Here is a 23,904-nt window from a genome sequence, read left to right on the forward strand (position 1 = left end):
CAAAGCGTTCCCAAAGGATGTTCGAATCCGAATGGCGGACCGAAACGGCATAAGCTGTGGAAGGACGTAAAGGGTGTGGACGGTAGCGCCGGGCCCCGAAGGGAGGCCGCCGACACCGCGGGGACGTGGCAGGGAACGTCCTCGTTTAGGCGGTCTCGCACGCTGGGTACTTGCGCGATCCGCCACTCCCGTGTGGACTACGGCCAATGCCTCGCGCACGCGCGTGGCCGAAGCATTTTCCGAAACATGATCAGGAGGCAACCCGTGAGCGCGACCGCGGACCACGCGGAGGAGCGGACCAACCCGGCAGCACGCCTGGGGTTCGAGCCCGGACAGGTGGTCCAGGAGATCGGCTACGACGACGACGTCGAGCAGGAGCTCCGTGAGGGCATTGAGGCCGCTATCGGTCAGGATCTCGTCGACGAGGACTACGACGACGTCGCCGACGCCGTTCTGCTGTGGTTCCGCGACGAGGACGGCGACCTTACGGACGCGCTGGTGGATGCCATTGGTCTGATCGAGGACGGCGGCACGGTCTGGCTGATGACGCCGAAGACCGGCCGTGACGGCTACATCGAACCGAGCGACATCAACGAGGCCGCGCAGACCGCCGGTCTCTCCCAGACCAAGAGCATCAGCGTGGGCAAGGACTGGACGGGCAGCCGTCTGGTCACGCCGAAGGCGGCCCGCAGCAAGCGCTGAACGGCGCTCGACGCGCCCGAACCACGAAGGTCCCCCCACCGGCAGCGGCCGCAGGGGGGACCTTCGTCGTACGGCCACGTCGTACGACCGCGTATCCGGCCGTGCACGGGCGTGTCCCATGGCCGCCGGGCTTTGCCGGGTCGTCGGCGCGCTCTTCGGCCGTGCGAACCCGGCCCCGGGGCTTCGCGGCCGGCACGACGGTCGTCCGGCCCCGACAGGCCGGCCGCCGCCGCTCGCGCGGTCCCGAGGTCCGTGCGGGACTCCGGGAGGCCCGTGCGGGCGGCGCACGCGGCGCGGGGGCTGCGTAGGCTGGGGCCACCCGGACAGCCCAGCCCGGTGAACGTAGCGAAAGGGACGCGTCTCATGGCGATCGAGGTCGGTACCCAGGCCCCGGATTTCGAGCTGAAGGACAACCACGGCCGGACCGTGAAGCTCTCCGACTTCCGCGGCGAGAAGAACGTCGTGCTGCTCTTCTACCCGTTCGCCTTCACCGGCGTCTGCACGGGTGAGCTCTGCGCACTCCGCGACGAGCTGCCGAAGTTCGTGAACGACGACACACAGCTGCTCGCCGTCTCCAACGACTCCATCCACACCCTGCGGGTCTTCGCCGAGCAGGAGGGCCTCGAATACCCGCTGGTCTCGGACTTCTGGCCGCACGGCGAGACCTCGCGGGCGTACGGCGTCTTCGACGAGGAGAAGGGCTGCGCGGTGCGCGGCACCTTCATCATCGACAAGGAGGGCGTGGTGCGCTGGACCGTGGTCAACGCCCTGCCCGACGCGCGTGACCTCAACGACTACATCAAGGCGCTCGACGCGCTCTGATCCCACGGATGCTCCGAGCCACCGGGGCGTCCCGATGCACCGCAGCACCCCGATGCTCCGCAGTACCGCGATCCACCGGAGCGCTCCGGTCCGCCCGACCGGCGACCGGTGGATCCGCTCCGACCCGGCCAAAAGCCTGCTCCGGCCGGGAACCGGTCACTAGGATCCACTCGTTCATCGGATGCCAAGCAATGTGGAGGCGCCGGCGCCCGCCGGCCGCCCAGGAAACCAATGGGAGGACTCGTGGGAGTCAGCCTCAGCAAGGGCGGCAACGTCTCGCTGACCAAGGCCGCGCCCAACCTGACCGCCGTGATCGTCGGTCTGGGCTGGGATGCCCGCACCACCACCGGTGGTGACTTCGACCTCGACGCCAGCGCCCTGCTGACGAATGCCCAGGGCAAGGTCGGCAGCGACAGCAACTTCGTCTTCTTCAACAACCTCAAGAGCCCCGACGGCTCCGTCGAGCACACCGGTGACAACCTCACCGGTGAGGGCGAGGGCGACGACGAGGTCATCAAGGTCAACCTGTCCACCGTTCCGGCCGATGTCGACAAGATCGTCTTCCCGGTCTCGATCTACGAGGCCGAGGCCCGCCAGCAGAGCTTCGGCCAGGTGCGCAACGCCTACATCCGCGTGGTCAACCAGGCCGACAACACCGAGCTGGCGCGCTACGACCTGAGCGAGGACGCGTCCACGGAGACCGCCATGGTCTTCGGCGAGCTGTACCGCCACGGGGCGGAGTGGAAGTTCCGCGCCATCGGCCAGGGGTACGCCTCGGGGCTGCGCGGCATCGCGCAGGACTTCGGCGTCAACGTCTGAGAGCCCGGCATCCGGGGTCTCGTCGTCCGAGGCCCCGGGCACCGGGGGTGCCGGCGTCCGGCCCCGGGGTTCTCGGCGTCCGAGGTGAGGGCTCGGACGTTCGAGGCGCCGGCGGTCGAACAGGCACGAGGCCGGGTCGGTCCGCCGGAAGCGGCCCGGTTCACCCAGGCACGCAGCCCGTCCGGCGCCGCACGCGGTGCGGCGCCGGACGGGCTCAGCAGTCGATTCAGGTTCAGCAGACGGTTTCATCGACTCATCGACTCGGGGAGGACCACACCATGGGCGTCACACTCGCCAAGGGAGGCAACGTCTCCCTCTCCAAGGCCGCACCCAACCTCACCCAGGTGCTGGTCGGGCTCGGCTGGGACGCGCGTTCCACCACCGGCGCCGACTTCGACCTCGACGCCAGCGCGCTGCTGTGCCAGTCGGGCCGGGTGCTCGGCGACGAATGGTTCGTGTTCTACAACAACCTCACGAGCCCCGACGGCTCCGTGGAGCACACCGGCGACAACCTCACGGGCGAGGGCGACGGCGACGACGAGTCGGTTATCGTGAATCTCACCCAGGTCCCGGCGCACTGCGACAAGATCATTTTCCCGGTCTCCATTCACGAGGCGGACAGTCGGGGACAGGCCTTCGGCCAGGTCAGCAATGCGTTCATTCGCGTGGTCAACCAGGCGGACGGTCAGGAACTCGCGCGTTACGACCTCACCGAGGACGCGTCGACAGAAACCGCGATGATCTTCGGCGAGCTGTACCGGTACAACGGCGAATGGAAGTTCCGTGCCGTGGGTCAGGGGTACGCGTCCGGGTTGCGCGGGATCGCTCTAGACTTTGGGGTCAACGTTTCGTAAAGCCGCGCATGGCGCGGGGGAGCCCCGTTCAAGCCGGGGGAGATCTGTTTCACACACGATGGGGTAGCCAGTGCTTCTGAAAACCTTCGGCTGGTCGTTCGCGGTTACCGCGCTCGGCCTGGTCGCAGCGGTGTTCTACGGGGGGTGGGAAGCCTTCGGCGTAGTGGCGATCCTGTCCATCCTGGAGATCTCGCTGTCCTTCGACAACGCGGTGGTCAACGCGGGAATCCTGAAGAAGATGAATGCCTTCTGGCAGAAGATCTTCCTCACGATCGGTGTGCTCATCGCCGTCTTCGGTATGCGACTGGTGTTCCCCGTTGTGATCGTGGCCGTCACGGCCAAGATCGGTCCCATCGAGGCGGTCGACCTTTCGTTCAGCCAGCCCGAGCGCTATCAGGAACTGGTCACGGACGCCCACCCGGCGATCGCCGCGTTCGGCGGGATGTTCCTGCTGATGATCTTCCTCGACTTCGTCTTCGAGGAGCGTGACATCCAGTGGCTGCGCTGGATCGAGCGCCCGCTCGCGAAGCTGGGCAAGGTCGACATGCTGTCGGTCTGCATCGCGCTGATCGCGCTGCTGATCTCGGCCATGACCTTCGCGACCAACGCGCACCAGCACGGCGGCGGTCACGCCGACAAGGCGGAGACCGTCCTGCTCGCCGGGGTCGCGGGTCTGATCACGTACCTCATCGTCGGCGGTCTCTCCGGCTTCTTCGAGAACCGGCTGGAGGAAGAGGAGGAGCGAGAGCACGAGGCCGAGGAGGAGGCCCGGAAGAGCGGGAAGAAGGTCTCCGCGATCGCGCTCTCCGGCAAGGCCGCGTTCTTCATGTTCCTCTACCTGGAGGTGCTCGACGCGTCCTTCTCGTTCGACGGTGTCATCGGCGCCTTCGCCATCACCAACGAGATCGTGCTGATGGCCCTGGGCCTCGGCATCGGTGCCATGTACGTCCGTTCGCTCACGGTCTACCTGGTCCGTCAGGGCACCCTCGACGACTACGTCTACCTGGAGCACGGCGCCCACTACGCCATCGGCGCGCTGGCCGTCATCCTCCTCGTCACCATCCAGTACCAGATCCACGAGCTCATCACCGGTCTGGTAGGTGTCGTGCTGATCGGCTGGTCCTTCTGGTCCTCGGTCCGGCGCAACAAGGCGCTGGCGGCCGCGGGCGGGGACGACGAGGCGGGAGCCAGGACGGAAGTAACCTCCGGCGTGTGACCCCGGGGAAAGCCCCCGCCCCCGGCGCGATCCGCCGGGGGCGGGGGACCCGGCGGATCGCGCCGGGATTTCCCGGCCGGGCGCGATCCGGTGGGGAAATCCGGGGTGTGACCCGGTGGGGAATGAGGAACGCTCTCAGCGGGGCGGTCCGCGTGGCGACGGTTCTCCGGAGACATCCGGAACCGGCCCGGCGGCCCGCCCCGCGGTGATGTGGGGACCGTGCGCGGCATGGGACGGCCATCGCCATCGGGCCGGGCACGGGCCGGGGCACTTCCGATCGAGAGAACCGAGAGACGTGGGGGTTGGGGATGGGGTTCCTGGACAATCTATGGCCGGGGCGGCAGCCGCAGTTCGAGTCGGGCAACGCGCTGACCAGTTCGATCGTGCTTACCAAGCGGCACGCCACGGTCTCGCTGACCAAGAACGGCGCGCTGAACGGCAATCTGCGGGTCAACCTCTCCTGGCGGATGCGCACGTCCGACATAGAAGGCAGATCACGGCAGAGCGGCCGGCTGCTGCGCCCCCTGAAGATGTTCCAGCCCGATGTCGTCCAGGCGCATACCCAGGGGATGGTCAACGTGGACCTGGACCTGGGCTGCATGTACGAACTGAAGGACGGCACCAGGGGAGTGGTCCAGCCGCTGGGCAACCTCCTGGGCGACCTGAACGCACCGCCGTACATACGGCTCAGCGGGGACGACCGCTTCGGGGCGCCGTCCGGCGAGACCGTCTACATCAATCTCGACCAGCGCGAGCACTTCAAGCGGTTGATGTTCTTCGTCTACATCTACGACCAGACGCCGGCCTTCGACCGCACGCACGCCAAGGTGACGCTCTACCCCGGCAACGGACCGCAGATCGAGATCGAACTCGACGAGCACGCTCCGGAGGCGCGCTCCTGCGCGGTGTTCACGGTCGACAATTCCAAGGACGAGTTCGTCGTGCGGCGCGAGGTGAAGTTCGTGTACGGCTTCCAGTCGGAGCTGGACCGCATGTACGGCTGGGGCATGCAGTGGGGGCGCGGCTACAAGTCCCGGACCTGAACGCGAAGTCCCGGACCTGAACGCGGCACACGCCCGCGGGCCCCGGACCCGAGAGCCGCGCACGGCGGCACGTCCTGGACCCGAGCGCGGACGCCGGGCCGTGGCCGGTCCGTACCGGGGCGGCGCGACCGGTCCGTGACGGACAACCCCGGTGCCGGGCGCGCGGCGCTCCGGCGCCGTGTCACTGCCGTACGAACTGCGGTCCCTGCGGAGGCAGCACGAAGTGCGGGTCGGGAGCGGGCGCCGCGGCCGGGGCGGGCTGCGGATAGCCGTAGGCGGCCTGGGCCGCACTCGCCTGCGGGTGTCCGTAGGCGGGCGGAGGGACGACCGGCTGCGGGGCCGGGTGGGCCATCGGGGGCTGCGGATAGCCGTATCCGGGCTGCTGGTGCTGGACCGTGACCTGAGCGTCGGGGCCGGGCGCCGGGGCGGGCGGGAACGCGGGCACGGGCGGCGGGAACGCGGGGGCGGGCACGGGCGGGGCCATGGGCGGGGAAACCGCTATCGGGGAGGGCGCCGGGGACGTGACCGCGGATACCGAGGACGCCGAGGACACAGAGGGGGCCGGGGCGGGTTCCGTCTCGTCGACCGAGATGCCGAAAGCGGTCGCCAGGCCGACCAGTCCGGTCGGATAGCCCTGCCCCACGGCCCGGAACTTCCAGCCATCGCCGCGCCGGTAGAGCTCCCCGCAGATGATCGCCGTCTCCTCGCCGGTCTCAGGGCGCACGTCGAAGACGGCGAGCGGCTCCTCGTCGGTGCCCGCCGAGTCGTACAGCAGGACGCGCAGATCGCGCACCTGGGCGAAGGTGGCGCCGTCGGAGGACGCGGCGATGATCACCTGGTCGACCGAGCGGTCGAGTGCGGTGAGATCGGCCTCGATACTGTCCGTGAGCCCCTCGGGCACACTGCGCTTCGGCAGCCGTCGAACCAGGCCGGAGGGGTGGCGGGGCTGGTTGTAGAAGACGAAGTCCTCGTCCGAGCGCACGCGTCCGTCGGCTCCCAGCAGCAGGGCCGAGGCGTCCACATCCGGAACTCCGGTGCCCGGTGTCCAGCGCAGCACGGCCCGTACGGCCATGGCGTCCAGAGGGACGTTCGAGCCTTTCACCATCGCGTGCGTCATGCCCGTCATCCTGCCTGCTGGCTGCCCGCGCGGACAACGCGGGGGTCGCACCGGGTGTCTCCGGGGCGGCCCGGAGCCAGGCCGTTCGCCGTACGTCGCGTGGTCGGTAAATGGACGAGTTACCCGGAATTCATGCCCACGGGGAACTCTCGACACGCGTCTGTACGTACTATTACCGGCCATGTGTTCTTCGACCGGTTGGGCAGTACAGGGGAAGTAGATGCGTCATTTCGGGCATGTTGCGCCCGCGGTCCGAGAGCGGCTGTTCTTCCAGGAACCCTGCGTCTTCGGGGCGGATTCGCCCGCCCATGTGCTCTCGGCCGCTCTCGGGGCGACTCTGTACAGTCCCGCCACCAGACCGAGGCTCGCCGACGACATCATCAAGCAGGTGGCGCGCGGAGTCGTCTCGATGGTGCTCTGTCTGGAGGACTCGATCGACGACTCCGAGGTCGTCGGTGCCGAGGAGAACCTGGTCAGGCAGTTCACCGACCTCGATGCGCGCGGCGCCGAGCTGCCCCTGCTCTTCATCCGGGTCCGGGAACCGGGCCAGGTCGTCGACCTGGTGCGCCGGCTCGGCAGTGCCGTCCGGCTGTTGTCTGGATTTGTACTTCCGAAGTTCACGGAAGAGCGTGGTACGCCCTTCATGGAGGCCGTATTCCAGGCCGAAAAGGCATGCGGGCGGCGACTGTTCGCGATGCCCGTCCTCGAATCGCCCGAGCTGCTGCACCTGGAGACGCGCCAGGAAACACTGCGGGGAATAGCCCGCACCGTCGACAAGTACCGCGAACGCGTGCTCGCGCTGCGGCTCGGCGTCACCGACTTCTGCTCGGCGTACGGGCTGCGCAGGCCGCCCGACATGACGGCCTACGACGTGCAGATCGTCGGCGCCGTCATCGCCGACGTCGTCAACGTTCTGGGCCGGGCGGACGGCACGGGCTTCGCGATCACCGGACCGGTGTGGGAGTACTTCCGGCTCCAGAAACGCATGTTCAAACCGCAGCTGCGCCGCAGCCCCTTCCTGGAGGGCCGCGCCGAGGAGCTGCGCACGGCACTGATCGAGCACGACCTGGACGGCCTGCTGCGGGAGATCGAGCTGGACCGGGCCAACGGCCTCCTCGGCAAGACCTGCATCCATCCGTCGCACGTCGCGCCCGTGCACGCGCTGTCGGTGGTCAGTCACGAGGAGTTCAGCGACGCCCAGGACATCCTGCAGCCGGAACGCGACGGCGGCGGCGTCATGCGCTCCGCGTACACGAACAAGATGAACGAGGTGAAGCCGCACCGCGCCTGGGCCGAACGGACCCTGCAGCGCGCCGAGGTCTTCGGCGTGGCACGGGAGGACGTCGGCTTCGTGGAGCTGCTGGCCGCGGGGGTCGTGGAATGAGGGCCCCGGGCGAGGAGCGGGCGACGGACATGGTGTGGTCGGGCAGTTGGGTGACGGAACGACTGGGCGTCGAACTGGTCGGTGACGGGAGGCCCGACGGCGACCGGGAGGTGCGGGAACTTCTGGGCCTCGCCCTGCGCCGCAACCCCAAGCGGGCCCATCTGCTCGTGTCGAACGTGCTCGGCAAGCACGTGCCGCAGAGACCCTCCGTGGTGTACGACGCCGGATTCGAGCTGGGCCGACGGGTGCGCGCACTTCTCGGCGAGGCCGAGGCGCGCCGGGCCGTCGTGCTCGGTTACGCGGAGACGGCCACCGGCCTCGGGCACGCGGTCGCGGACGGGCTGGGCGTGGCGCCGTACCTCCACTCGACGCGCCGACCGGTCGACGGAGTGGCGCGGGCGGGCGGCTTCGAGGAGTCGCACTCGCACGCCACCTCGCATCTGCTGCTCCCGGAGGACCCCGCCCTGCTGGCGGGCGGCCGGGGCGACGGCGATGCGCCGGGCGCGGTCGCGGAGCAGCCGAGTGCCGTCGCCGATGCGCCACTGGTGCTGGTGGACGACGAGTTCTCCACCGGCAACACCGTGCTCAACACCATCCGCGCCCTGCACGAGCGGTACCCGCGCGGACGGTACGTCGTCGTGGCCCTGGTGGACATGCGCTCACCCGCCGACCGGGTACGGCTGGCCGCGTTCGCCGCGGAGATCGGCGCGCGCGTCGACCTGGTGGCGCGGTGCTCGGGCGCGGTCACGCTCCCGGACGGTGTCCTGGAGAAGGGCCGTGCGCTGGTCGCCGCGCAGGAGGAGGCAGATTCCGGCAGCCGGGAGGCCCAGTCTCCCGGCCCGGAAGCGAAGTCCTCAGGTCCGGAGACGGACTCGCTCCACCCGGACTCGGATTCTCCTGGTCCGGCGGCTGGATCCCCTGGTCCGAAGCCGGATTCTCCCGGTCCGGAGGCGGTCGCCAGGACGGAACGCCGCATGTGCACCCGGGTCGACCTCCGGTGGCCGGCCGGTGTACCCGACGGCGGGCGCCATGGTTTCACCCCCGCCCACCGGGCCGTCCTGGAACGGGCGCTCCCGGCCATGGCCGACCGTGTCGCAGCCGCACTGGGCGGAGCCCGACGCGTACTGGTCCTCGGCTTCGAGGAGCTGATGTACGCGCCTCTCCGACTGGCCACGGCACTGGAGGAGCACACGGAAGCCGAGGTGCGTTACTCGACGACTACGCGCTCCCCCGTCCTCGCCGTGGACGATCCGGGCTACGCGATACGCAGCCGACTGGTCTTCCCGGCCCACGACAACCCGGCCGACGGGCCCGGCGACCGGTACGCGTACAACGTCGCGGGCGCCGGGTTCGACGCTGTGGTCGTGACCGTCGACTCCGCCGCCGACACGCCCGAACTCCACGCCCCCGACGGCCTGTTGGCGCGGCTCGCCGCGCACACCGAGCACGTCCTGCTCGCCGTCGTCCCGTCGTACGTCCCCTCGTACGCCTCGCCGTGCATCCCTTCGCGCGCCCCCGATCCGCACGTCTCCGACCCGTACGGGTCCGACTCACCCGACCCGTACGTCTCCGACTCATACGCCTCCGAACGGCAGGAGCCCCCCACCGTGCTGTCCGAGCCCCTCCGCGGCCCCGCGTTCTCCTCCTACGCGCCGGACGAGGTCGGCTGGCTGCTCCAGGACCTCTCGCACGTGGAACTGGAGGCACCGGTCGAGGAACGCGAGGAGGCGATACAGAGCGGTGGCGCGCACTACGCCGAGTCGCTGCCCGTCGAGTACCAGCCGTCCGCCCAGTACCAGAGCCTGTTCAAGGCGGCGCTGGAGCTGTCGGCCGCCCGCGTCGCCCGTGCCGTCGGCACCGTCACCGAGACGGTCCTCGCCGAGCGCACCCCGCGCCCCGTCCTGGTCTCGCTCGTCAGGGCCGGCACCCCCGTCGGCATCCTCATGCGCCGCTGGGCCCGCCATCGCCACGGCCTGGACCTGCCGCACTACGCCGTCTCCATCGTGCGCGGCCGAGGCATCGACGCCAACGCCCTGCGCTGGCTGGCCGCCCACCACGACCCGGCCGACGTCGTCTTCGTCGACGGCTGGACCGGCAAGGGGGCGATCACCCGCGAACTCGCCGAGGCCCTGGCCGAGTTCGACGGAACGAAGAGGCCGGAGGGGGCCGAGGGTGCCATGAGGGCCGACGGCTCCGGGGGCTTCGACCCGGAGATCGCGGTCCTGGCCGACCCGGGCGGCTGCGTGCGCACCTATGGCACCCGCGAGGACTTCCTGATCCCGTCGGCCTGCCTCAACTCCACCGTCTCCGGGCTGGTCTCGCGTACGGTCCTCCGCTCCGACCTGGTCGGTCCCGACGAATTCCACGGCGCGAAGTTCTACCGGGAACTCGCGGACGGCGATGCGTCCGGCCACTTCCTCGACACCGTCACCGCGTGCTTCGACGAGGTCGCCGACGCCGTGGACGCGGAGGTCGCGGCACTGCTCGCCGCGGACCGCACCCCCACCTGGGAGGGCTGGGCCGCGGTGGAACGCATCAGCGAGGAGCACGACATCCACGACGTGAACCTGGTCAAGCCGGGCGTCGGCGAGACCACCCGCGTACTGCTGCGCCGTGTCCCGTGGAAGATCCTCGCCAGGCGCGGCGCGGGCGCGGACCTCGACCACATCCGGCTGCTGGCGCGGCAGCGCGGGGTGCCGATCGAGGAGGTCGACGAACTTCCGTACACCTGCGTCGGGTTGATCCACCCGAAGTACACGCGGGGCGCGACGGGCGCGAACGGCAGGGCGGTGGAGCCGAAGTGACCGCACCGGACACGTCCCGTGCCGCCACGACACTGGTCGCCAGCGATCTCGACCGCACCCTGATCTACTCCGCGGCGGCGCTCCGGCTCGCCGTGCCGGACGCCGAGGCCCCCCGCCTGCTCTGCGTGGAGGTGTATGGGCACAAGCCCCTCTCCTACCTGACCGAGACGGCCGCGGCGCTGCTCGGCGAACTGGCCCGCACCACGGTCTTCGTCCCCACGACCACCCGTACCCGTGAGCAGTACGGGCGCGTCCGCCTCCCCGGCCCCGCACCCCGGTTCGCGATCTGTGCCAACGGCGGGCACCTTCTCGTCGACGGCGAGTCCGACCGCGACTGGCAGGCCCGGGTCTCCCGCAGGCTCACCGCCGAGTCGGCCTCGCTCGCCGAGGTCCGCGCCCGTCTCCTGGCCGCGGCCGACCCCGCCTGGGTGCTCAAGGAACGCGTGGCCGAGGACCTCTTCGTGTACCTCGTCGTGGAACGCTCGCTGCTGCCCGACGGCTGGGTCGAGGAGGTGGGGGAGTGGGCGCGGAGCCGCGGCTGGACGGTCTCTCTCCAGGGCCGCAAGATCTACGCCGTACCCGCCCCGCTCACCAAGAGCGCCGCCATGCGCGAGGTCGCCCGGCGCACAGGTGCCACGCGCACTCTCGCGGCCGGTGACAGCCTCCTCGACGCCGATCTGCTCCTGGCCGCCGACCACGCCTGGCGTCCGGCCCACGGAGAACTCGCCGAAGCCGGCTGGAACGCCCCGCACGTCCAGGTGACGGCCGAGGACGGGGTGGCCGCGGGCGAGGCGATCCTCCGGCATCTCCTGCGGGCTTCGGGCCCGGACCTCCTCCCGGGGCCCCGTCCGGAGCGGGCGTGCTGAACCGGGCGTGCGTTCCGGGACGTGCGCCGGCGCCGACTCGCGCGCCGCGCCGGGCGGGAGAAACGGCGATCCGGAGAGCCGGGCCTGGAGGACACTCAGGCCCTGGGAAGATCCGGAGCCCGGGGAGAACCAGGCCCGGGGGTCGAACAGTGAGATCGAACAGGAGCGCGTGATGACCAAGGGCAACGAGACCAAGATCACGGACGAGCTGTACGCGTACATGCTGGCCCACAACCCGCCGCTCGACGCGGTGCAGCGGGAACTCGTCGAGACCACGTACGCCCGCCTGCCCGAGCAGGCGGGCATGCAGTCCGCCGAGGAGCAGGCCCCGCTGCTCGCCTTCCTGGTCCGGCTGACCGGAGCCCGGCACATCGTGGAGGTCGGCACGTTCACCGGCTTTTCCGCCCTGGCGATGGCGCACGCACTGCCCGCCGACGGGCGGTTGATCGCCTGCGACATCTCGGAGGAGTGGACCGCTTATGGCCGTGAGGCGTGGGAGCGGGCCGGAGTCGCCGACCGGATCGACCTCCGTATCGCCCCCGCGCTCGACACGCTGCGGGCGATGCCTGCCGAGCCGCACATCGACCTCGCCTATCTGGACGCGGACAAGGACAACTACATCGCGTACTGGGAGGAGTTGGTGCCCCGGATGCGGCCGGGCGGCCTCCTCGTCACGGACAACGTGCTCTTCCACGGTCTGGTGACCGATCCGCGGGCGACCGGCAGCGCGGCGGCGATCCAGGCGTTCAACGATCACGTGGCTGCCGATCCCCGGATGGACAGCGTGATGCTGACCGTGTCCGACGGACTGAGCCTCTCCCGCAAGCGCTAGTGCCGCTCCCGGCAATGTTTGCCCCGTCGCGCCGCCCAGCACGCACGCTCGCGGCGTTGGCCAAAAGCCCACGTAGCCCCTTCCCCAAGCTCTCGACTTCGTTCGAGCAGGGGAGGCCCCATCCGAGGGCTTCCGGCCGCCTTGCGATCGCACGCACCGGACGACGCTCCTTACGGGGCAAACCTTGCCGGTCACGGCACTAGAGCCGGGGGCGGACGCGGGAGGGCGCGGACCCGGGGCGGGGCCGTCCCACGACGCCCCCGCCCCGTTGCTGTGTCGCTGCGTCGCCGAAACGCTGCGTCGCCGGAACGCGCTCAGCCGCAGCAGCCGCCCCCGCAACAGCCCCCGCCCCCGGCACCCGCCGACGGGGCGGCAGGCGCTGCCGACCTGGCGGACGACCCTCCCACGGCGACGGTGGAGAGCAGCTTCACGGTGTCGGGGTGCCCGGCGGGGCAGGAGGCCGGGTCCGAGGACTGGGCCATCGGACGGCTGAGTTCGAACGTGTCTCCGCAGGAGCGGCAGCGGTACTCGTAACGAGGCATGCCCCCAGGCTATCCGGCACCGGCCGACGGCAGACGGACTCGACTACGGCCCGCGACAGTGGCGGGCGCGGTCGTACGGGCGGGCGCACCGGGCGCGCGGAGAGGCGTGCGGGAGGGCGGGCGGGCGGGAGGGCGGGCGGGTGTGGTGTGCGTCAGGGGCGGTGGACGACCGGCATCGTCGCCGTTCTGCGACTCTCCCGAAGCTCGCGCTCGACCTCCTCCGGGTGACGGGCCCGCCAGTACGGGTTGTCGTGAGGGAGCCCGCCGCTGACCCGCCCGTACATCCCGAAGACCATCAGCATCAGGCCGACCACGAAGCTGAACAGCACGTTCTGGAGGTGGAAGGCGAGGAAGTTGAAGTGGGTGTCGAGCAGCGCGAGGTTGACGAAGCCGCTGAGGATGAAGGCCACTCCCAGGATCATGTTGAGCGTCGAGGCGAAGTTGCCGCCGATGACCATTCCGGCGAAGAGCAGCAGGCCGACACAGATGGACAGGACGCTGAGCGCCCCGTTCGTGTTGAGGCCCGCGACGGTGGCGCCTCCGGTGTTGAAGAAGCCGATTCTGTCCATCAGCCCGAGGATCCCGAAGGCGAGCAGCACCAGCCCCATCAGCCCGGCCCCGACCCGGTAGACGCGGTTGAGCCGGTAATCGACCGGGAGGTGCTTGTCGAACCGGGTGGCTCCCGGGCGGCGGCGTCGAGGAGTCCGGCGTCCGGCGGCGTGCGGTGCATGGGTGGCCATGTCGGCCTCCTTGGGTGCCTCCTTCAGACGTACTCCCAGGATCCGCCGAGGGCGGCGCGGGTGCACATCAGCACGGGTACGCATCCAGAAGGGCGCGTACGCCCCTGGATGTCACGGGGGGCGCGAGGGCGTCGAGGGAGGGCGGGCATCAGGGCGCGAGGCGGCGCGCACTGGACCCGGGCCGGACCACTGGGGACCCCGGTTGCACGGAGCCCAGGGGCGGCGGGAAGCACGGGCCGGACGGGCGAGGCGCCTTTCCGACGGCCCGGATCAGGCGCCCGCTCCGCGCTCCTCGCGGATCTCCGAGACCACTCGCGCGGCCGTGCGCCGTACCGCCTCGGTCTCGGTGAGGAAGTGCCAGTAGTCCGGATGGTGCTCGTCGAGTCCGGCGGCGGCGCGTTCCAGCCGGGCCACCGCGTCGTCCAGCGGGCGGGCGTGCCGGGGATCGGGGGTGTTGCGTCCGGCCATGGCCAGGCGCTGGGCGTCCCTGACCGTGAACCGGGTCCGCTGGATCTCCTGCTGCGGATCCTTGGCCACGTCGTTCAGCCGGTTCAGCCGGTCGCCGGCCATGGACACCGCCTCGTCCGTGGCGTTCAGCAGGGCGCGTGCCGTGCTCAGGCGAGAGGTGGCGTCGGCCCACCGCTGTTCGTCCCGCGCCCGGGTGGCCTCCTTCAGCTTCTCCTCGGCCTGCCGCACGTTGACCGCCGCCTGCTCGGGGACCGGCTGGAGGTCCTGCCAGCACGCGGCCGAGAAACGCCGTCGCAGTTCGCTCAGCACCGGCTCCACCGAGGCCGCCCGGGTCGTCAGCGCCTGGGCGCGCGTACGCAGCGACACCAGCCGGTGATCGATCTCCGCGGCCCGTGCGGGCAGCCGGTCCGCGTCGGCACGTACCGCCTCGGCGTCACGCAGCACCCGGTCGGCGCGTTGCAGGGTCTCCTGGACACCGTGCCGCCCGGCGCCCTCGTTGAGCTTGGTCAGCTCGGGGGCGAGGGCCGCCAGCCGCGCGGCGAGGTCGTCCGCTCGCAGCCCGGACGCCCGCACCGCATCGAGAGCGTTGCTCGCACCGAGGAGCGCCTGCCGCGCCCGCTCCACGGCCGGCGCGAGCCGGGCGAGCTGCGTCTCCGCCTTGCCCAGGAGCGGCCCGAGGCCCCGCACGAACCGGTCCAGCTCGCCCTTGACCCGGACCAGATCGTCCTTGGCCGCGGTCAGTTCCGTCCTGGCCCTGGCGGCGAGGGCCGGCTCCAGGTCGTCCCGGTCGAGATCGTGCGCGTCGACCGCGGTGATGTACCGGTGGCTGACCGCGTCGATCTGCCGACCGAGGGCGTCGAAGTCGTCGACGGCCTTGCGCGCGTCGGGCGAACTGTCGACGGCGGTGATCGTCTCGATCGAGATCCGCAGATCGCGCTGGGCCGTGTCCAGCTCGTAGAAGGCGGCGGCCGCGGCGTCCTTCGCGGCCTGCGCGTCGGCGCGCTGGTTCCCGCCGCGCCCGCCGAACCAACGCCTCGTACCCCCGCCGGCGAACGCGGCGGGCAGGGCCGCCGCGAGCAGCGGTACCGGGAGCAGGGCCAGCGCGAGAACGTCCCTGAGTGCTCCGGGAGCCCTGCCCCCGGAACGCGTGGCGGTCGAACTCCTGGAGTTCGAACCCTGGGCGGTGGTGCCCTTGGCGGTGGTGTCACCGACGGCGGAATTCCCACCCGCTCTCGCCCGCGGCCGCGCGTGTGTCCCCGTCACATCCCTCTCCCGTGCCGTTTCGCCCTGCCCGGTACATTGTCCCACCAGGTATGGACGAACACACGGGCCGATCAGTTCGCGGTTCGAACCGTGATCTGGCCATTGTCGCTCCGAGCCTCCACCACATGAGAGCTGTCGTCGCTGCGCGGCACGTCCACCGAGGTCCTTCCGTTGTGGGCGGTGGCGCTCACCGCGTACTTCACGGAACCGCCCGGCAGGCCGATGGCGATGCTCCCGTTGTGGCTGCGGGCCTTGACAAGATCCGGAGCGGAGGCGAAGCCGAGCCGGATCCTGCCGTTGTCGCACTGCGCCGACACGGACGCCGCCGAGATCCCTTCCGCTTCGACGGTTCCGTTGTGGCTCTCCAACGAGAGCGGCCCGCTGGAGTCCCGGACGGTGACGGCGCCGTTGCTGTTGCGCAGCTTGAGGGGTGTGTCGAAGCCGGACGCAGTGATCTTCCCGTTGCCGCTCTCGACGGTCACCGCAACGCCTCGCGGCACCTTCACCTGGTGCCGCGAGGAGCAGTCGCTGATCAGGGCCCGGCACTTCACCCGGAGGGTCAGTGTGCCGTCCCGCAGCCCCCACTGCGCTTCGGGCCCGCTCCCGGCGAACACCCAGCCGTCGACGTGCCGGGTCACCTCGACCTCGCGCACATCGGCGGGTGTGAGTTCCAGCGTCGTGTTGGTGGCGTCGATGGTCAGCGCCTTCCCGGTTCCCCCGCCGAGGGCGAACGACTTGTGCTCGGCGGGCGCGTCACCGGGATCCGAGCTCCCGCAGCCACTGACGGCGAGCCCCAGGAGCAGGGCCCCACCGGACGCGATGAGAGCACGAGTGCGGACTGTCACGGTGATCCATCCCCCACGGTTACGCCGGGTGGTCCCCGACGGAGTGACCTCACCGTACGTAGGCGACCCCGCCCGCCGGAATCCGGTCGGCCACCATGACCGGGGTGGGGATAACCCCCCACCACCCGGCCCCGGCTCGAAGCCTCACGTGCCGTCCCCGCGCCGTCACCACCGACGGGGCGAGCGCTCGGGCCCCGCGCCCGGTCGGCCCGGGACCGCTTGTGACCGTGGTCGATGGGCCATGTACCCTGTTGGTTCATCCACGGGTGCGTAGCTCAGGGGTAGAGCGCTGCTCTTACAAAGCAGATGTCGGCGGTTCGAAACCGTCCGCGCCCACCAGTGCAAAGGCCCCAACCGATCATGGTTGGGGCCTTTGACATCTACTTTTGACATCAACGGGGGCGGTCACCCACGGTCGGGACGCTGCCGCTTCAGCATGCGGTCCAGGTGACTCACTGCCTCGCGCTGGGTGTCCTGGACGACGTGTAATGGTGACGTCGGGTATTGGAGCTGTCCGAATGCCCCTTGAGCCGGCCGTTGCCGCCGGGGCCGTCATGATTGGCAGGCTCGGATCAGCGACGCGAGGACAGTGCCTGGGTCGTGCAGGGGACGGGCGCCGTCGGTGACGACTCGGCGTGTGCCAGGATCCACCGGGTCCGTCTGTGCCCAGTCGGGAGACCCGATGTTGATCTCGACTTCCAAGCCTGACGCTGTGGCAAAGCGTTGTTCGCTGATCGATCCCCATGACTGGGTTCTGATCAGTTGGCCGAGCGCGAGCTCGTCGGCCCATGTGTTGTCGGAGTACTGGGACTCGTCTGTCGTGAGAAGGACGAGGTCGATGTCGGAGTCGGACCGTGCGGCATGGCGAGCGCACGATCCGACAAGTAGGAGACCGACGGCGTCGTGGCGGCCTGCGGCCCACCGCGTGACGCGGTCGATGATCTCTTTCGTTTCGGCAGCCCGTTCCGGTGAGATCGCAGGTCGCCCGCTCGCTGGCTGGTTGTCACGGTGCATCGTGTTGCCTCCCGGGTGGGTAGCGGTGGCTGACTTCTGCGGCGCAGTCGGCCCAGTCGCCCGCGGAGAGGCGTTGCCAGGCGACGGCGACGTCGGCATGGATGCCGAGGGTGCGGGCGAGGATCTCGGTGGCGAGCTGAAGAGAGCGGTGCTGCGGGCCTGGTTGCGTCGGATGCCGAGGTTGTTCAGCCGTTGCCCAGTTGGACGAGGAACCGCCGTACGTCGGTGACGCCAAGGGATTCCAACCGCTTGGAAGCGATCACCGGAAGGGACCTGTCCCCGAGTGGTGGACACCTCTGAGCCCGGCGCCGGCAGGGGCCGGGGAGGAGGGATCTCTTATGGTGATGAAGGTCTACTCGCCCGAGTTCAAGGCGGATGCGGTCGCGCTGTACCTGTCGGAACCGGGCCACACCTTCGAGGGCATCGGGAAGGATCTGGGGGGCAGCCGGGAGACGCTGCGCAACTGGGTGCGGGCCGAGCGGGCCCGCCGCGGTGAAAGCGGCGCCACGAGTACGAACACGAAGGACGTCACGGTGAGCGAGGCAACGAGGCAGGAGTGTGGCGAGCGTCGTGGGGAGCTGGGGTGAGTGGTGGGTTGGGGGAAGTGGTTGAGCTGCGGTCGAAACGCCTCTCGGCGGCCTTGATGTACCGTGCCCTGTAAGGCCAGCACTGGGGGAACGCAGCATGAGCCGAAGACGGTATGTGGCCAGAGGGGTCCCTGGCGGATACCGCATCTGGGACAACAAGGGCGGCCGGTGGTGGGGCGACCACTATGAGTTCTGCCCTGATGATCTCCTTGCGGAACTGAACGGCGGCGCCAACTACGCGCAGATCACGGCTCTACTCAAGAGGTACAGGGCCCAGAAGCGCTGAACCGCCGTGCCCCGCACGTGCCCGATCGAGCGGGAACAGGCGGGGATTCACGGCGTCTTACGGGCATCGCGCACGAGAACGGCCCCCGACCGATTCACCTGGTCAGGGGCCGTTCTCTGCGATGGGTGTGGGATTTGAACCCACGGCGACATTGCTGCCACGACGGTTTTCAAGATCGTGGACTAGGTTTGGACGGTGCCGAACGAGGCTCGAACCCAAGGATGTCGTGGAGCCAACGGTCGAAGTAGCGCCCCTCAGCCTCCTGGTCACCCTCGACGGTCAGCCACTCACGGACAGCAGTGATCATATGCGCCTCGGCTTGATCCACTTCCGCAGGCCGCAACTCGACCCAATCGGTCAGCTCGCCCCAGATGAGCGCGAGCCAGTTGCCTAATGGCCCGAGGCCGTCACGTCTCCTCGGTGTTGATGTCAACGTCGATGACGGCCCGTTCGATCGCGTTCTCGACCGCGGCGACGACGGTGGCGGTGTCCGCACCCTTGCCGAGTTGTCCGGCGAGGGCCGTGATCGCGGCGGTCTGGGCGGCCAGCCGTTTGTCCATGGAACGGATCCGGGCCTGCATGTCCTTGAGGATCGACTGTGCCTGCCACGTCGGGTTCGTCTTGTGGTCCGCCGCGTCGGTCGGGCCGGCGATCGCGTCGGTCTTCCACACGGCGTCGAAGATGTCCTTCTTGGTGATCCCCGCCATCGGGTCCTCCTTGTTCGGGTTCCAGTTCGCCGGGTGCTTCAGGCGCTCGGCCACGTCGGCACGGAGCTTGACCATGGTGAAGCCGCGGGGGTCGACCTTGTCGGAGCTCCATTCCAGGTGGCCGATGACGGACTTCGCCGACCAGCCGTGCGCCCGGCACAGGGCGGCCTGGACGCGGACGATCGCGTCGTACTGCGCCTTGGGCCAGGGGTCCTTGCCGTCGCCGAGGTTCTCGCACTCCCAGCCGTAGAACCGCGCGTTGCCGTCGGTCCCGTTCGCGTTGCCCTTGGTGGGCGGGGTCGGACGGCTGCCGTACGACTCGGCGATCACCTGCTTCAGGACCCGCGGGTCGCCGCCGCCCGCATGGTTCGCGCGGCCCCAGCCGACCATGTGGACCCGGCCGTCCTTCGCGATCATTCCGTGGCAGAGCGGGCCGGGCAGGGATGAGTACCCGTCACGGACCATGGCCACGGTGGACGCGGTGCCCCTGGTGACCGTGTGGTGCACGATCGACCCGTTGACGGGGCCCCACGCACCCTTCGAATTTCGGTTGTGCGTACGCCAGTTGCCGACCTCGACGACACGGACGCCCTCGGCGCGCAGCGCGGATATGACCTGTGCCGCACTCAGAGGCTTTGCCACGGAATCTCCTTTCGCCCTGCGGTGTGCGCGGCATTCCGGAACCGGTCCGCGCATCCGTCGGCCGTTCTGTTCACCGACTCCACTCCTCCGCTCGGTACTTGCCCGGAACGCGGGCCCCAGCATGCGGAATCCGCCGCCCTCACCCTGTACTTCGTGCCGTTCGTCGACATCCGTACGGACATGGTCCGTTCCCGGCGGGACGAGCGGCTCGTACGAGTTGCATACCCCTGCTGTGACAGCCGGACTCGTCCCTGTGGTTCCGGTTAGGGCGTGTTTCGAAAGCAGCGTCGTCCGTCCGAAGGGCGGGGCCTCTCGAAACACGGCCTAGTCCGGCGCCGGTTCGGGGCCGGACTAGGGCGTGCGCCGGGTCCCGCCGTCGCGGCCGCCCACCGCATCCCACTCGCCATCGCGCGCCCGCGCGGCCCCGCCCCGGCCCCCGACGAAAGTCATGGTCGTGATCTTCCGTTCGGCCAGGATTCACTTTCCTCCCGGCACCTACGTTCGCTCGCATGAATCAGACGTTGAGTGGAAACGAGGACCGGCGCGGGGCCCGAGGCAGGGCCCGGAACGGCGCCGGGAGCGGGGCGCGGCCGTTGCTCGCCTGCGCCGTCCTTGGAGTGGGGGCGCTCGGTGTGACATGGCTCGCGCCCGGCGGATGGGGCACGGCCGGGCCGGTGGAGGTGACGGGCGGTGCCTCGGCGTCCCTGTACCGGTCGGTGACCGGCGCGGCGGCGGACGGTCCGTCGTGGGTGGGGCCGCTGCTGGAGGCGGCCACCGAGGGCACCCTGGTGGTGCTCGGGTTGCTGCTGGTGTGGGTGTGGTGGGGCGCGGTGCGGCGCGGGGAGCCCCGGCTGTCCGCCGGCATGGTGCTCACCGGCGTCGGCACCGTACTGGCCTACGCGGTCAGCGAGGCCGTGAAGCTGGTGGTGGACGAGGCAAGGCCCTGCCGGGTCCTGCACGGTGCGGCGGAGGCGGTCGCCGAGTGCCCGCCGCCCGGCGACTGGTCCTTCCCGAGCAACCACGCCACGCTCGCCACCGGTCTCGCGGTCGGTCTGGCCGCCCTGCGGCCCCGCCTGGCGGCCGTCGTTCTGCCACTGGCCGGGGCCGCGGCACTGCTGCGGGTCATGGTCGGTGTGCACTACCCGCACGACGTGCTGGCCGGCGCGCTCCTCGCGGCCGCGACGGTCGGGGCCGTGCTGCTCGCGTTCCTGCCGCTCGGCCGGGCGGCGGCCTCAGCGCTCGGGCGACGGTTCCGGAAGCGGAACGGGCGCGACGATTCCGGCCTCGTGGGCGACGACCGCCGCGGCGGCGCGGTTGTCCACCCCCAGCCGGGCCAGGATGGAGCTCACATGCGCCTTGACCGTGCCTTCCACCACATGGAGGCGCCGGGCGATCTGCCCGTTGGACAGCCCGCTGCCGAGCAGGGCCAGCACATCGCGTTCCCGGGCGGTGAGGGCGCGGACCCGTTCCCGGGCGGCGCTGCGGCGTCCCGCCCGGGCGCCGGCGCCGGTCTCCGACAGATGGGCGACGACCCGCGCCGCGACCTTCGGTGACAGATAGGCGGCGCCTTCGGCCACCGCGCGTACGCCCGCGATGAGCTCCTCGGGTTCGCCCGACTTGATCAGGAAGCCGGTGGCGCCGCCCCCGAGCGCCTGGAGGATGTAGTCGTCCTCGCCGAAGGTCGTGAGCATCACGACTCCGGTCTCCGGCACGGTGCGCCGGATCTCGGCCGCCGCCTCGATACCGTTCGTCCCCGGCATCCGGATGTCGAGCACGGCCACGGCCGGACGGTGGCGGCGGACCAGCTCCACGGCCTCATGCCCGTCGCCCGCCTCGGCCACGACGTCGATCTCCGGATCGATGGACAGCACGGAGCGCACGCCCTTGCGGATCATCGGCTCGTCGTCGGCGATCAGCACCCGGATCATCGGCCGGTCACCGTCCTTTCCGGGTGGGGCGTGTGTCGAGCGTGCGGTGTGTGGGGCGCATGTGCTGCGCAGGATGGGTGGGCCGGGTGTGGCGGGCGAGTCCGATGCACGGGGCGGGTTGCTCGTGGTGCGTGCGGCGTGTGTGCCGGGTTCATGGTGTCAGGGACTCCTTCGACATCAGCCTGCCGCCGCGGAAGCAGAGCCGGTACGCGTCGCCGGACCGGTCGTCGAAGCGGTCGGCCGTCATCGCGTAGTACTCGCACGTGATGCCGTTCCCCCGTGGTGGTTCCCATCCCGCCTGCCGTTGGGTGGTCTCGCGCTCGGGCAGCAGCCGACGTGCCGTCTCCCGATCCTGTCCCACCCGCAGCCGGGCGTAGTCGCCCGGGTCCAGTACGGACTGCTGGGCCGAGCGGATGTCCCAGGCCATGAGGGCGGCACTCAGCATCGCCCAGGCCACCAACGGCAGCACGATCGCGGTCACCAGCGCCCGCCGGACCCGGCTGCGGGCGCGGCGGTGCTCCTGGGGCAGCGTCGGGGCCGACTCGCGGGGCGCAGTCGCGGGGCGGCGGGCGGACGGGGTGTGCGGAAGCCGGGCGGTGACCTCGAAGCCGTCCTCGCGGGGACCGTACGCGAAGGTGCCGCCCGCCAGCCGCACCCGTTCGTCCAGCCCGATCAGGCCCCGCCCGGTGCCCGGCACGGTCTCCGGGCCGCCCCGCGCGGGCGAGGGGCCGTTCCGTACGCGGACCACGGTCTCCTCGGCGGTGTACGTCACCCGTACGCCCACCGGGGCCAGCGGTGCGTGCTTGGCGGCGTTGGTCAGGGCCTCCTGGACGACGCGGTGGGCGGCCCGGCCCGCGGTCGGCGGCACCCCGGCGCCGTCGGCGTCGCCGTCGATCCGCAGGTCGACCGTGAGACCGGCGGCCGCGGCGTCGTCGACCAGGCGGGGGATGCCGGTACCGGATGCCGGCGGAGGTTCGTCGTCCGCCTCCTCCCGCAGGATGCCGATCACCTCGCCGAGCCGTTCCACCGATGCCGCCGCCCGTGCCCGGATCTCACCGGCCGCCGCCCGCTGGGCCTCGTCCAGACCGGGCGCGAGCTTGAGCGCGCCCGCCGACAGGGCGATGAGATTCAGGTCGTGGCCGAGGACATCGTGCATGTCCTGGGCGATCCGGGCCCGTTCCCGGGACCGCGCCTGCTCGGCGACGAGCCGCTGTTCGCGTTCCAGACGGTCGGCCCGTTCCCAGCCCGCCCGGACGAGCTCCTGGTACTGGCGCCAGAACCGCCCGGCGAACCAGGGCAGCATCGCCGCCACCGACACCACGGCGACGTAGCGCCCAGCCATGAGCAGCCAGGACGGCACCAGCGCCACCGCGACGACCCCGCCCGCGACGACCGCGACGAGCACGAGGAGCGTGGGTCCGGTCCTCCCCGGTTCCCGACCGGCGAAGAAGGCCGCCACGGCGGCGGGCAGGGCCCACCACATGCTGACGGCGCTCAGTCCGACGCAGACCGCCGCGGTGACGGTCAGCAGACCGCCCAGGGCGAGGGAGGGCGGGGCCCATGGGGCAAGGGCGCTTCGGAACCGCGGGACAACGGCGGGCGGGGTCTCCCTGCCCGAGGCGTGGTCCCCGGCACCCCGACGGTCCGCGTCACCGGTCATCACTTTCTTCACCCGCACGACGGTACGCAGCCGGGCGGGTGCCCCGGCACTGCCGAAAGTCACCCTTGTCACGCACGCGGCCCCGGCCACCGCGAGCCGCGCTTCGCCCCGCCCCGTCCTCGTGAGTCGCCTGCCGTCCCCGGCGCTCCGGGAGCCGTCACCCGCACGGGCGCGCACGGGTGGTCGCGGCGGAACGCGCGGCGCAAGGTCGGTTCTGTTCCGCGGGCCCGCCCGGCCCGTCAGGCCTGCCCATCGTGTGCGGTCCGCTCATGGCGTGTGCGGTCCGCCCACCCCGCTCCGGCCAAGGAGTTCCCATGGCACACTCAGCGTCCGCGTCCGGCCCGGCCCGTAGCGTGGATCACGGGCAAACCAGTCCCTGGGCGACCGGCGGGACCATGTTCGCCGGTGTCCTGCTCCTCGTCGACGGTGTCTTCGGAGTGATCAAAGGCATCACGGGCATCGCCTCCGACCAGGTGTACACGCGCATCAACAACTACACGTTCAGGTTCGACGTGATCGCGTGGGGCTGGATCCACTTCGTCCTCGGCATCGTGCTCGCGATCATCGGCTGGGGCATTCTCAGAGGGGCGATGTGGGCGCGCGCCGCAGGTGTGGCGCTCGCCGCCGTCAGCCTGATCGTCAACTTCGCGTGGCTTCCCTACCAGCCGCTCTGGGCGATCATCTCCATCGCTATCGACACATTCGTCATCTGGGCCCTGTGCACGGACCGGTCGACAGTGCTCGCCTGATCGCCCGCCCGAGC

At 70.6% G+C, this 23,904-nt stretch carries 23 protein-coding genes, 1 tRNA gene and 2 pseudogenes; 15 read left to right on the forward strand and 11 right to left on the reverse strand.

Annotation, left to right across the window (positions count from 1 at the left end; translation table 11 throughout):
• Nucleotides 1-264: 264 nt before the first annotated feature.
• The 6 genes from ACFYXM_RS22580 to ACFYXM_RS22605 all read left to right on the forward strand — a co-directional run bounded on the left by ACFYXM_RS22580 (nt 265) and on the right by ACFYXM_RS22605 (nt 5,456).
• Nucleotides 265-702 carry a DUF3052 domain-containing protein gene (locus ACFYXM_RS22580; RefSeq protein WP_389291758.1) on the forward strand — a complete coding sequence of 146 codons (438 nt, stop codon included), beginning with the start codon at nt 265-267 and terminating at the stop codon, nt 700-702.
• 363 nt (nt 703-1,065) lie between these two features.
• Entirely contained in the window at nt 1,066-1,524 is a 459-nt protein-coding gene (locus ACFYXM_RS22585) for a peroxiredoxin (RefSeq protein ID WP_362620667.1), read from the forward strand.
• 243 nt (nt 1,525-1,767) lie between these two features.
• Nucleotides 1,768-2,343, forward strand: coding sequence for a TerD family protein (locus tag ACFYXM_RS22590; protein WP_389291760.1), 576 nt, complete (start codon nt 1,768-1,770; stop codon nt 2,341-2,343).
• Between the two features lie 278 nt (nt 2,344-2,621).
• The gene (locus ACFYXM_RS22595; RefSeq protein WP_389291761.1) at nt 2,622-3,197 is read left to right on the forward strand and encodes a TerD family protein; all 576 of its coding nucleotides are present in this window, start codon (nt 2,622-2,624) and stop codon (nt 3,195-3,197) included.
• A gap of 70 nt (nt 3,198-3,267) precedes the next feature.
• Entirely contained in the window at nt 3,268-4,413 is a 1,146-nt protein-coding gene (locus tag ACFYXM_RS22600) for a DUF475 domain-containing protein (protein WP_389291763.1), read from the forward strand.
• Nucleotides 4,414-4,721: 308 nt separating this feature from the next.
• Nucleotides 4,722-5,456 (forward strand): Tellurium resistance, encoded by a 735-nt coding sequence (locus tag ACFYXM_RS22605; protein ID WP_389291765.1) that lies wholly within the window; start codon nt 4,722-4,724, stop codon nt 5,454-5,456.
• Nucleotides 5,457-5,637: 181 nt separating this feature from the next.
• On the opposite strand, the gene ACFYXM_RS22610 is transcribed toward ACFYXM_RS22605, so the two are convergent.
• Nucleotides 5,638-6,573, reverse strand: a complete 936-nt coding sequence (locus tag ACFYXM_RS22610) for a TerD family protein (protein WP_389291767.1) — start codon at nt 6,571-6,573, stop codon at nt 5,638-5,640.
• A gap of 220 nt (nt 6,574-6,793) precedes the next feature.
• Here ACFYXM_RS22610 and ACFYXM_RS22615 point away from each other — a divergent pair, with 220 nt between their 5' ends.
• The 4 genes from ACFYXM_RS22615 to ACFYXM_RS22630 all read left to right on the forward strand — a co-directional run bounded on the left by ACFYXM_RS22615 (nt 6,794) and on the right by ACFYXM_RS22630 (nt 12,459).
• The gene (locus ACFYXM_RS22615; RefSeq protein ID WP_389291769.1) at nt 6,794-7,957 is read left to right on the forward strand and encodes an HpcH/HpaI aldolase/citrate lyase family protein; all 1,164 of its coding nucleotides are present in this window, start codon (nt 6,794-6,796) and stop codon (nt 7,955-7,957) included.
• Nucleotides 7,954-10,761, forward strand: coding sequence for a phosphoribosyltransferase (locus ACFYXM_RS22620; RefSeq protein WP_389291771.1), 2,808 nt, complete (start codon nt 7,954-7,956; stop codon nt 10,759-10,761). Before ACFYXM_RS22615 ends, ACFYXM_RS22620 begins: the two co-directional genes overlap by 4 nt.
• Entirely contained in the window at nt 10,758-11,627 is an 870-nt protein-coding gene (locus ACFYXM_RS22625; RefSeq protein WP_389291773.1) for an HAD family hydrolase, read from the forward strand. Before ACFYXM_RS22620 ends, ACFYXM_RS22625 begins: the two co-directional genes overlap by 4 nt.
• A gap of 172 nt (nt 11,628-11,799) precedes the next feature.
• A complete protein-coding gene (locus tag ACFYXM_RS22630; protein WP_389291774.1) occupies nt 11,800-12,459 on the forward strand; it encodes an O-methyltransferase in 660 nt (219 codons plus the stop codon).
• 314 nt (nt 12,460-12,773) lie between these two features.
• On the opposite strand, the gene ACFYXM_RS22635 is transcribed toward ACFYXM_RS22630, so the two are convergent.
• From ACFYXM_RS22635 to ACFYXM_RS22650, 4 genes are all read right to left on the reverse strand, one after another.
• Nucleotides 12,774-13,001, reverse strand: coding sequence for a zinc ribbon domain-containing protein (locus tag ACFYXM_RS22635; RefSeq protein ID WP_360112335.1), 228 nt, complete (start codon nt 12,999-13,001; stop codon nt 12,774-12,776).
• Between the two features lie 152 nt (nt 13,002-13,153).
• The gene (locus ACFYXM_RS22640) at nt 13,154-13,741 is read right to left on the reverse strand and encodes a DUF4383 domain-containing protein (RefSeq protein WP_389291776.1); all 588 of its coding nucleotides are present in this window, start codon (nt 13,739-13,741) and stop codon (nt 13,154-13,156) included.
• Nucleotides 13,742-14,011: 270 nt separating this feature from the next.
• Entirely contained in the window at nt 14,012-15,472 is a 1,461-nt protein-coding gene (locus tag ACFYXM_RS22645; protein WP_389291777.1) for a hypothetical protein, read from the reverse strand.
• Between the two features lie 71 nt (nt 15,473-15,543).
• On the reverse strand, nt 15,544-16,317 hold the full coding sequence (locus ACFYXM_RS22650) for a DUF4097 family beta strand repeat-containing protein (protein WP_389291779.1): 774 nt from the start codon (nt 16,315-16,317) through the stop codon (nt 15,544-15,546).
• Between the two features lie 264 nt (nt 16,318-16,581).
• On the opposite strand from ACFYXM_RS22650, the gene ACFYXM_RS22655 reads away from it, so the two are divergent.
• Nucleotides 16,582-16,656: transfer RNA gene (locus ACFYXM_RS22655), tRNA-Val, on the forward strand.
• Nucleotides 16,657-16,869: 213 nt separating this feature from the next.
• Here ACFYXM_RS22655 and ACFYXM_RS22660 read toward each other — a convergent pair.
• Together ACFYXM_RS22660 and ACFYXM_RS22665 are read right to left on the reverse strand one after the other, a co-directional pair.
• Nucleotides 16,870-17,331, reverse strand: a complete 462-nt coding sequence (locus tag ACFYXM_RS22660) for a nucleotidyltransferase domain-containing protein (RefSeq protein WP_389291781.1) — start codon at nt 17,329-17,331, stop codon at nt 16,870-16,872.
• Nucleotides 17,321-17,566, reverse strand: a complete 246-nt coding sequence (locus ACFYXM_RS22665; protein WP_389291783.1) for a hypothetical protein — start codon at nt 17,564-17,566, stop codon at nt 17,321-17,323. The genes ACFYXM_RS22660 and ACFYXM_RS22665 overlap by 11 nt, the downstream gene beginning before the upstream one ends.
• 103 nt (nt 17,567-17,669) lie before the next feature.
• Here ACFYXM_RS22665 and ACFYXM_RS22670 point away from each other — a divergent pair.
• Both ACFYXM_RS22670 and ACFYXM_RS22675 read left to right on the forward strand, forming a co-directional pair.
• A pseudogene (locus ACFYXM_RS22670) lies at nt 17,670-17,837 on the forward strand (transposase); the annotation flags it as partial.
• 178 nt (nt 17,838-18,015) lie between these two features.
• Complete coding sequence (locus ACFYXM_RS22675; protein ID WP_389291785.1) at nt 18,016-18,204, forward strand: hypothetical protein; 189 nt, start codon at nt 18,016-18,018, stop codon at nt 18,202-18,204.
• 407 nt (nt 18,205-18,611) lie between these two features.
• Here the strand turns inward: ACFYXM_RS22675 and ACFYXM_RS22680 are convergent, their stop codons facing one another.
• Both ACFYXM_RS22680 and ACFYXM_RS22685 read right to left on the reverse strand, forming a co-directional pair.
• Nucleotides 18,612-19,553 (reverse strand): N-acetylmuramoyl-L-alanine amidase, encoded by a 942-nt coding sequence (locus ACFYXM_RS22680; protein WP_389291786.1) that lies wholly within the window; start codon nt 19,551-19,553, stop codon nt 18,612-18,614.
• A 514-nt stretch (nt 19,554-20,067) separates the two neighbouring features.
• Entirely contained in the window at nt 20,068-20,427 is a 360-nt protein-coding gene (locus ACFYXM_RS22685) for a hypothetical protein (RefSeq protein ID WP_389291855.1), read from the reverse strand.
• Between ACFYXM_RS22685 and ACFYXM_RS22690 the strand changes: the two are divergent.
• Nucleotides 20,384-20,698 (forward strand): annotated as a pseudogene (locus ACFYXM_RS22690) (phosphatase PAP2 family protein); the annotation flags it as partial. The gene ACFYXM_RS22685 and the pseudogene ACFYXM_RS22690 sit on opposite strands and share 44 nt — an antisense overlap.
• An 87-nt stretch (nt 20,699-20,785) precedes the next feature.
• Here the strand turns inward: ACFYXM_RS22690 and ACFYXM_RS22695 are convergent.
• Nucleotides 20,786-21,481, reverse strand: a complete 696-nt coding sequence (locus ACFYXM_RS22695; protein ID WP_389291787.1) for a response regulator — start codon at nt 21,479-21,481, stop codon at nt 20,786-20,788.
• A 151-nt stretch (nt 21,482-21,632) separates the two neighbouring features.
• Nucleotides 21,633-22,964, reverse strand: coding sequence for a sensor histidine kinase (locus ACFYXM_RS22700; protein ID WP_389291844.1), 1,332 nt, complete (start codon nt 22,962-22,964; stop codon nt 21,633-21,635).
• A gap of 491 nt (nt 22,965-23,455) precedes the next feature.
• Between ACFYXM_RS22700 and ACFYXM_RS22705 the strand changes: the two genes are divergently transcribed.
• On the forward strand, nt 23,456-23,890 hold the full coding sequence (locus ACFYXM_RS22705; protein WP_389291788.1) for a hypothetical protein: 435 nt from the start codon (nt 23,456-23,458) through the stop codon (nt 23,888-23,890).
• The last annotated feature ends 14 nt before the right edge of the window (nt 23,891-23,904 follow it).

This window comes from Streptomyces sp. NPDC002476 (assembly GCF_042889785.1).
Lineage (GTDB): Bacteria > Actinomycetota > Actinomycetes > Streptomycetales > Streptomycetaceae > Streptomyces.

Coding starts and splice junctions, on each gene's coding strand:
- ACFYXM_RS22635 (WP_360112335.1), bottom strand. CDS start 13,001: ATGCCTCGTTACGAGTACCGCTGCCGCTCCTGCGGAGACACGTTCGAA.
- ACFYXM_RS22605 (WP_389291765.1), top strand. CDS start 4,722: ATGGGGTTCCTGGACAATCTATGGCCGGGGCGGCAGCCGCAGTTCGAG.
- ACFYXM_RS22675 (WP_389291785.1), top strand. CDS start 18,016: ATGAGCCGAAGACGGTATGTGGCCAGAGGGGTCCCTGGCGGATACCGC.
- ACFYXM_RS22620 (WP_389291771.1), top strand. CDS start 7,954: ATGAGGGCCCCGGGCGAGGAGCGGGCGACGGACATGGTGTGGTCGGGC.
- ACFYXM_RS22595 (WP_389291761.1), top strand. CDS start 2,622: ATGGGCGTCACACTCGCCAAGGGAGGCAACGTCTCCCTCTCCAAGGCC.
- ACFYXM_RS22630 (WP_389291774.1), top strand. CDS start 11,800: ATGACCAAGGGCAACGAGACCAAGATCACGGACGAGCTGTACGCGTAC.
- ACFYXM_RS22700 (WP_389291844.1), bottom strand. CDS start 22,964: ATGTGGTGGGCCCTGCCCGCCGCCGTGGCGGCCTTCTTCGCCGGTCGG.
- ACFYXM_RS22585 (WP_362620667.1), top strand. CDS start 1,066: ATGGCGATCGAGGTCGGTACCCAGGCCCCGGATTTCGAGCTGAAGGAC.
- ACFYXM_RS22660 (WP_389291781.1), bottom strand. CDS start 17,331: ATGCACCGTGACAACCAGCCAGCGAGCGGGCGACCTGCGATCTCACCG.
- ACFYXM_RS22705 (WP_389291788.1), top strand. CDS start 23,456: ATGGCACACTCAGCGTCCGCGTCCGGCCCGGCCCGTAGCGTGGATCAC.
- ACFYXM_RS22695 (WP_389291787.1), bottom strand. CDS start 21,481: ATGATCCGGGTGCTGATCGCCGACGACGAGCCGATGATCCGCAAGGGC.
- ACFYXM_RS22615 (WP_389291769.1), top strand. CDS start 6,794: ATGCGTCATTTCGGGCATGTTGCGCCCGCGGTCCGAGAGCGGCTGTTC.
- ACFYXM_RS22640 (WP_389291776.1), bottom strand. CDS start 13,741: ATGGCCACCCATGCACCGCACGCCGCCGGACGCCGGACTCCTCGACGC.
- ACFYXM_RS22610 (WP_389291767.1), bottom strand. CDS start 6,573: ATGACGCACGCGATGGTGAAAGGCTCGAACGTCCCTCTGGACGCCATG.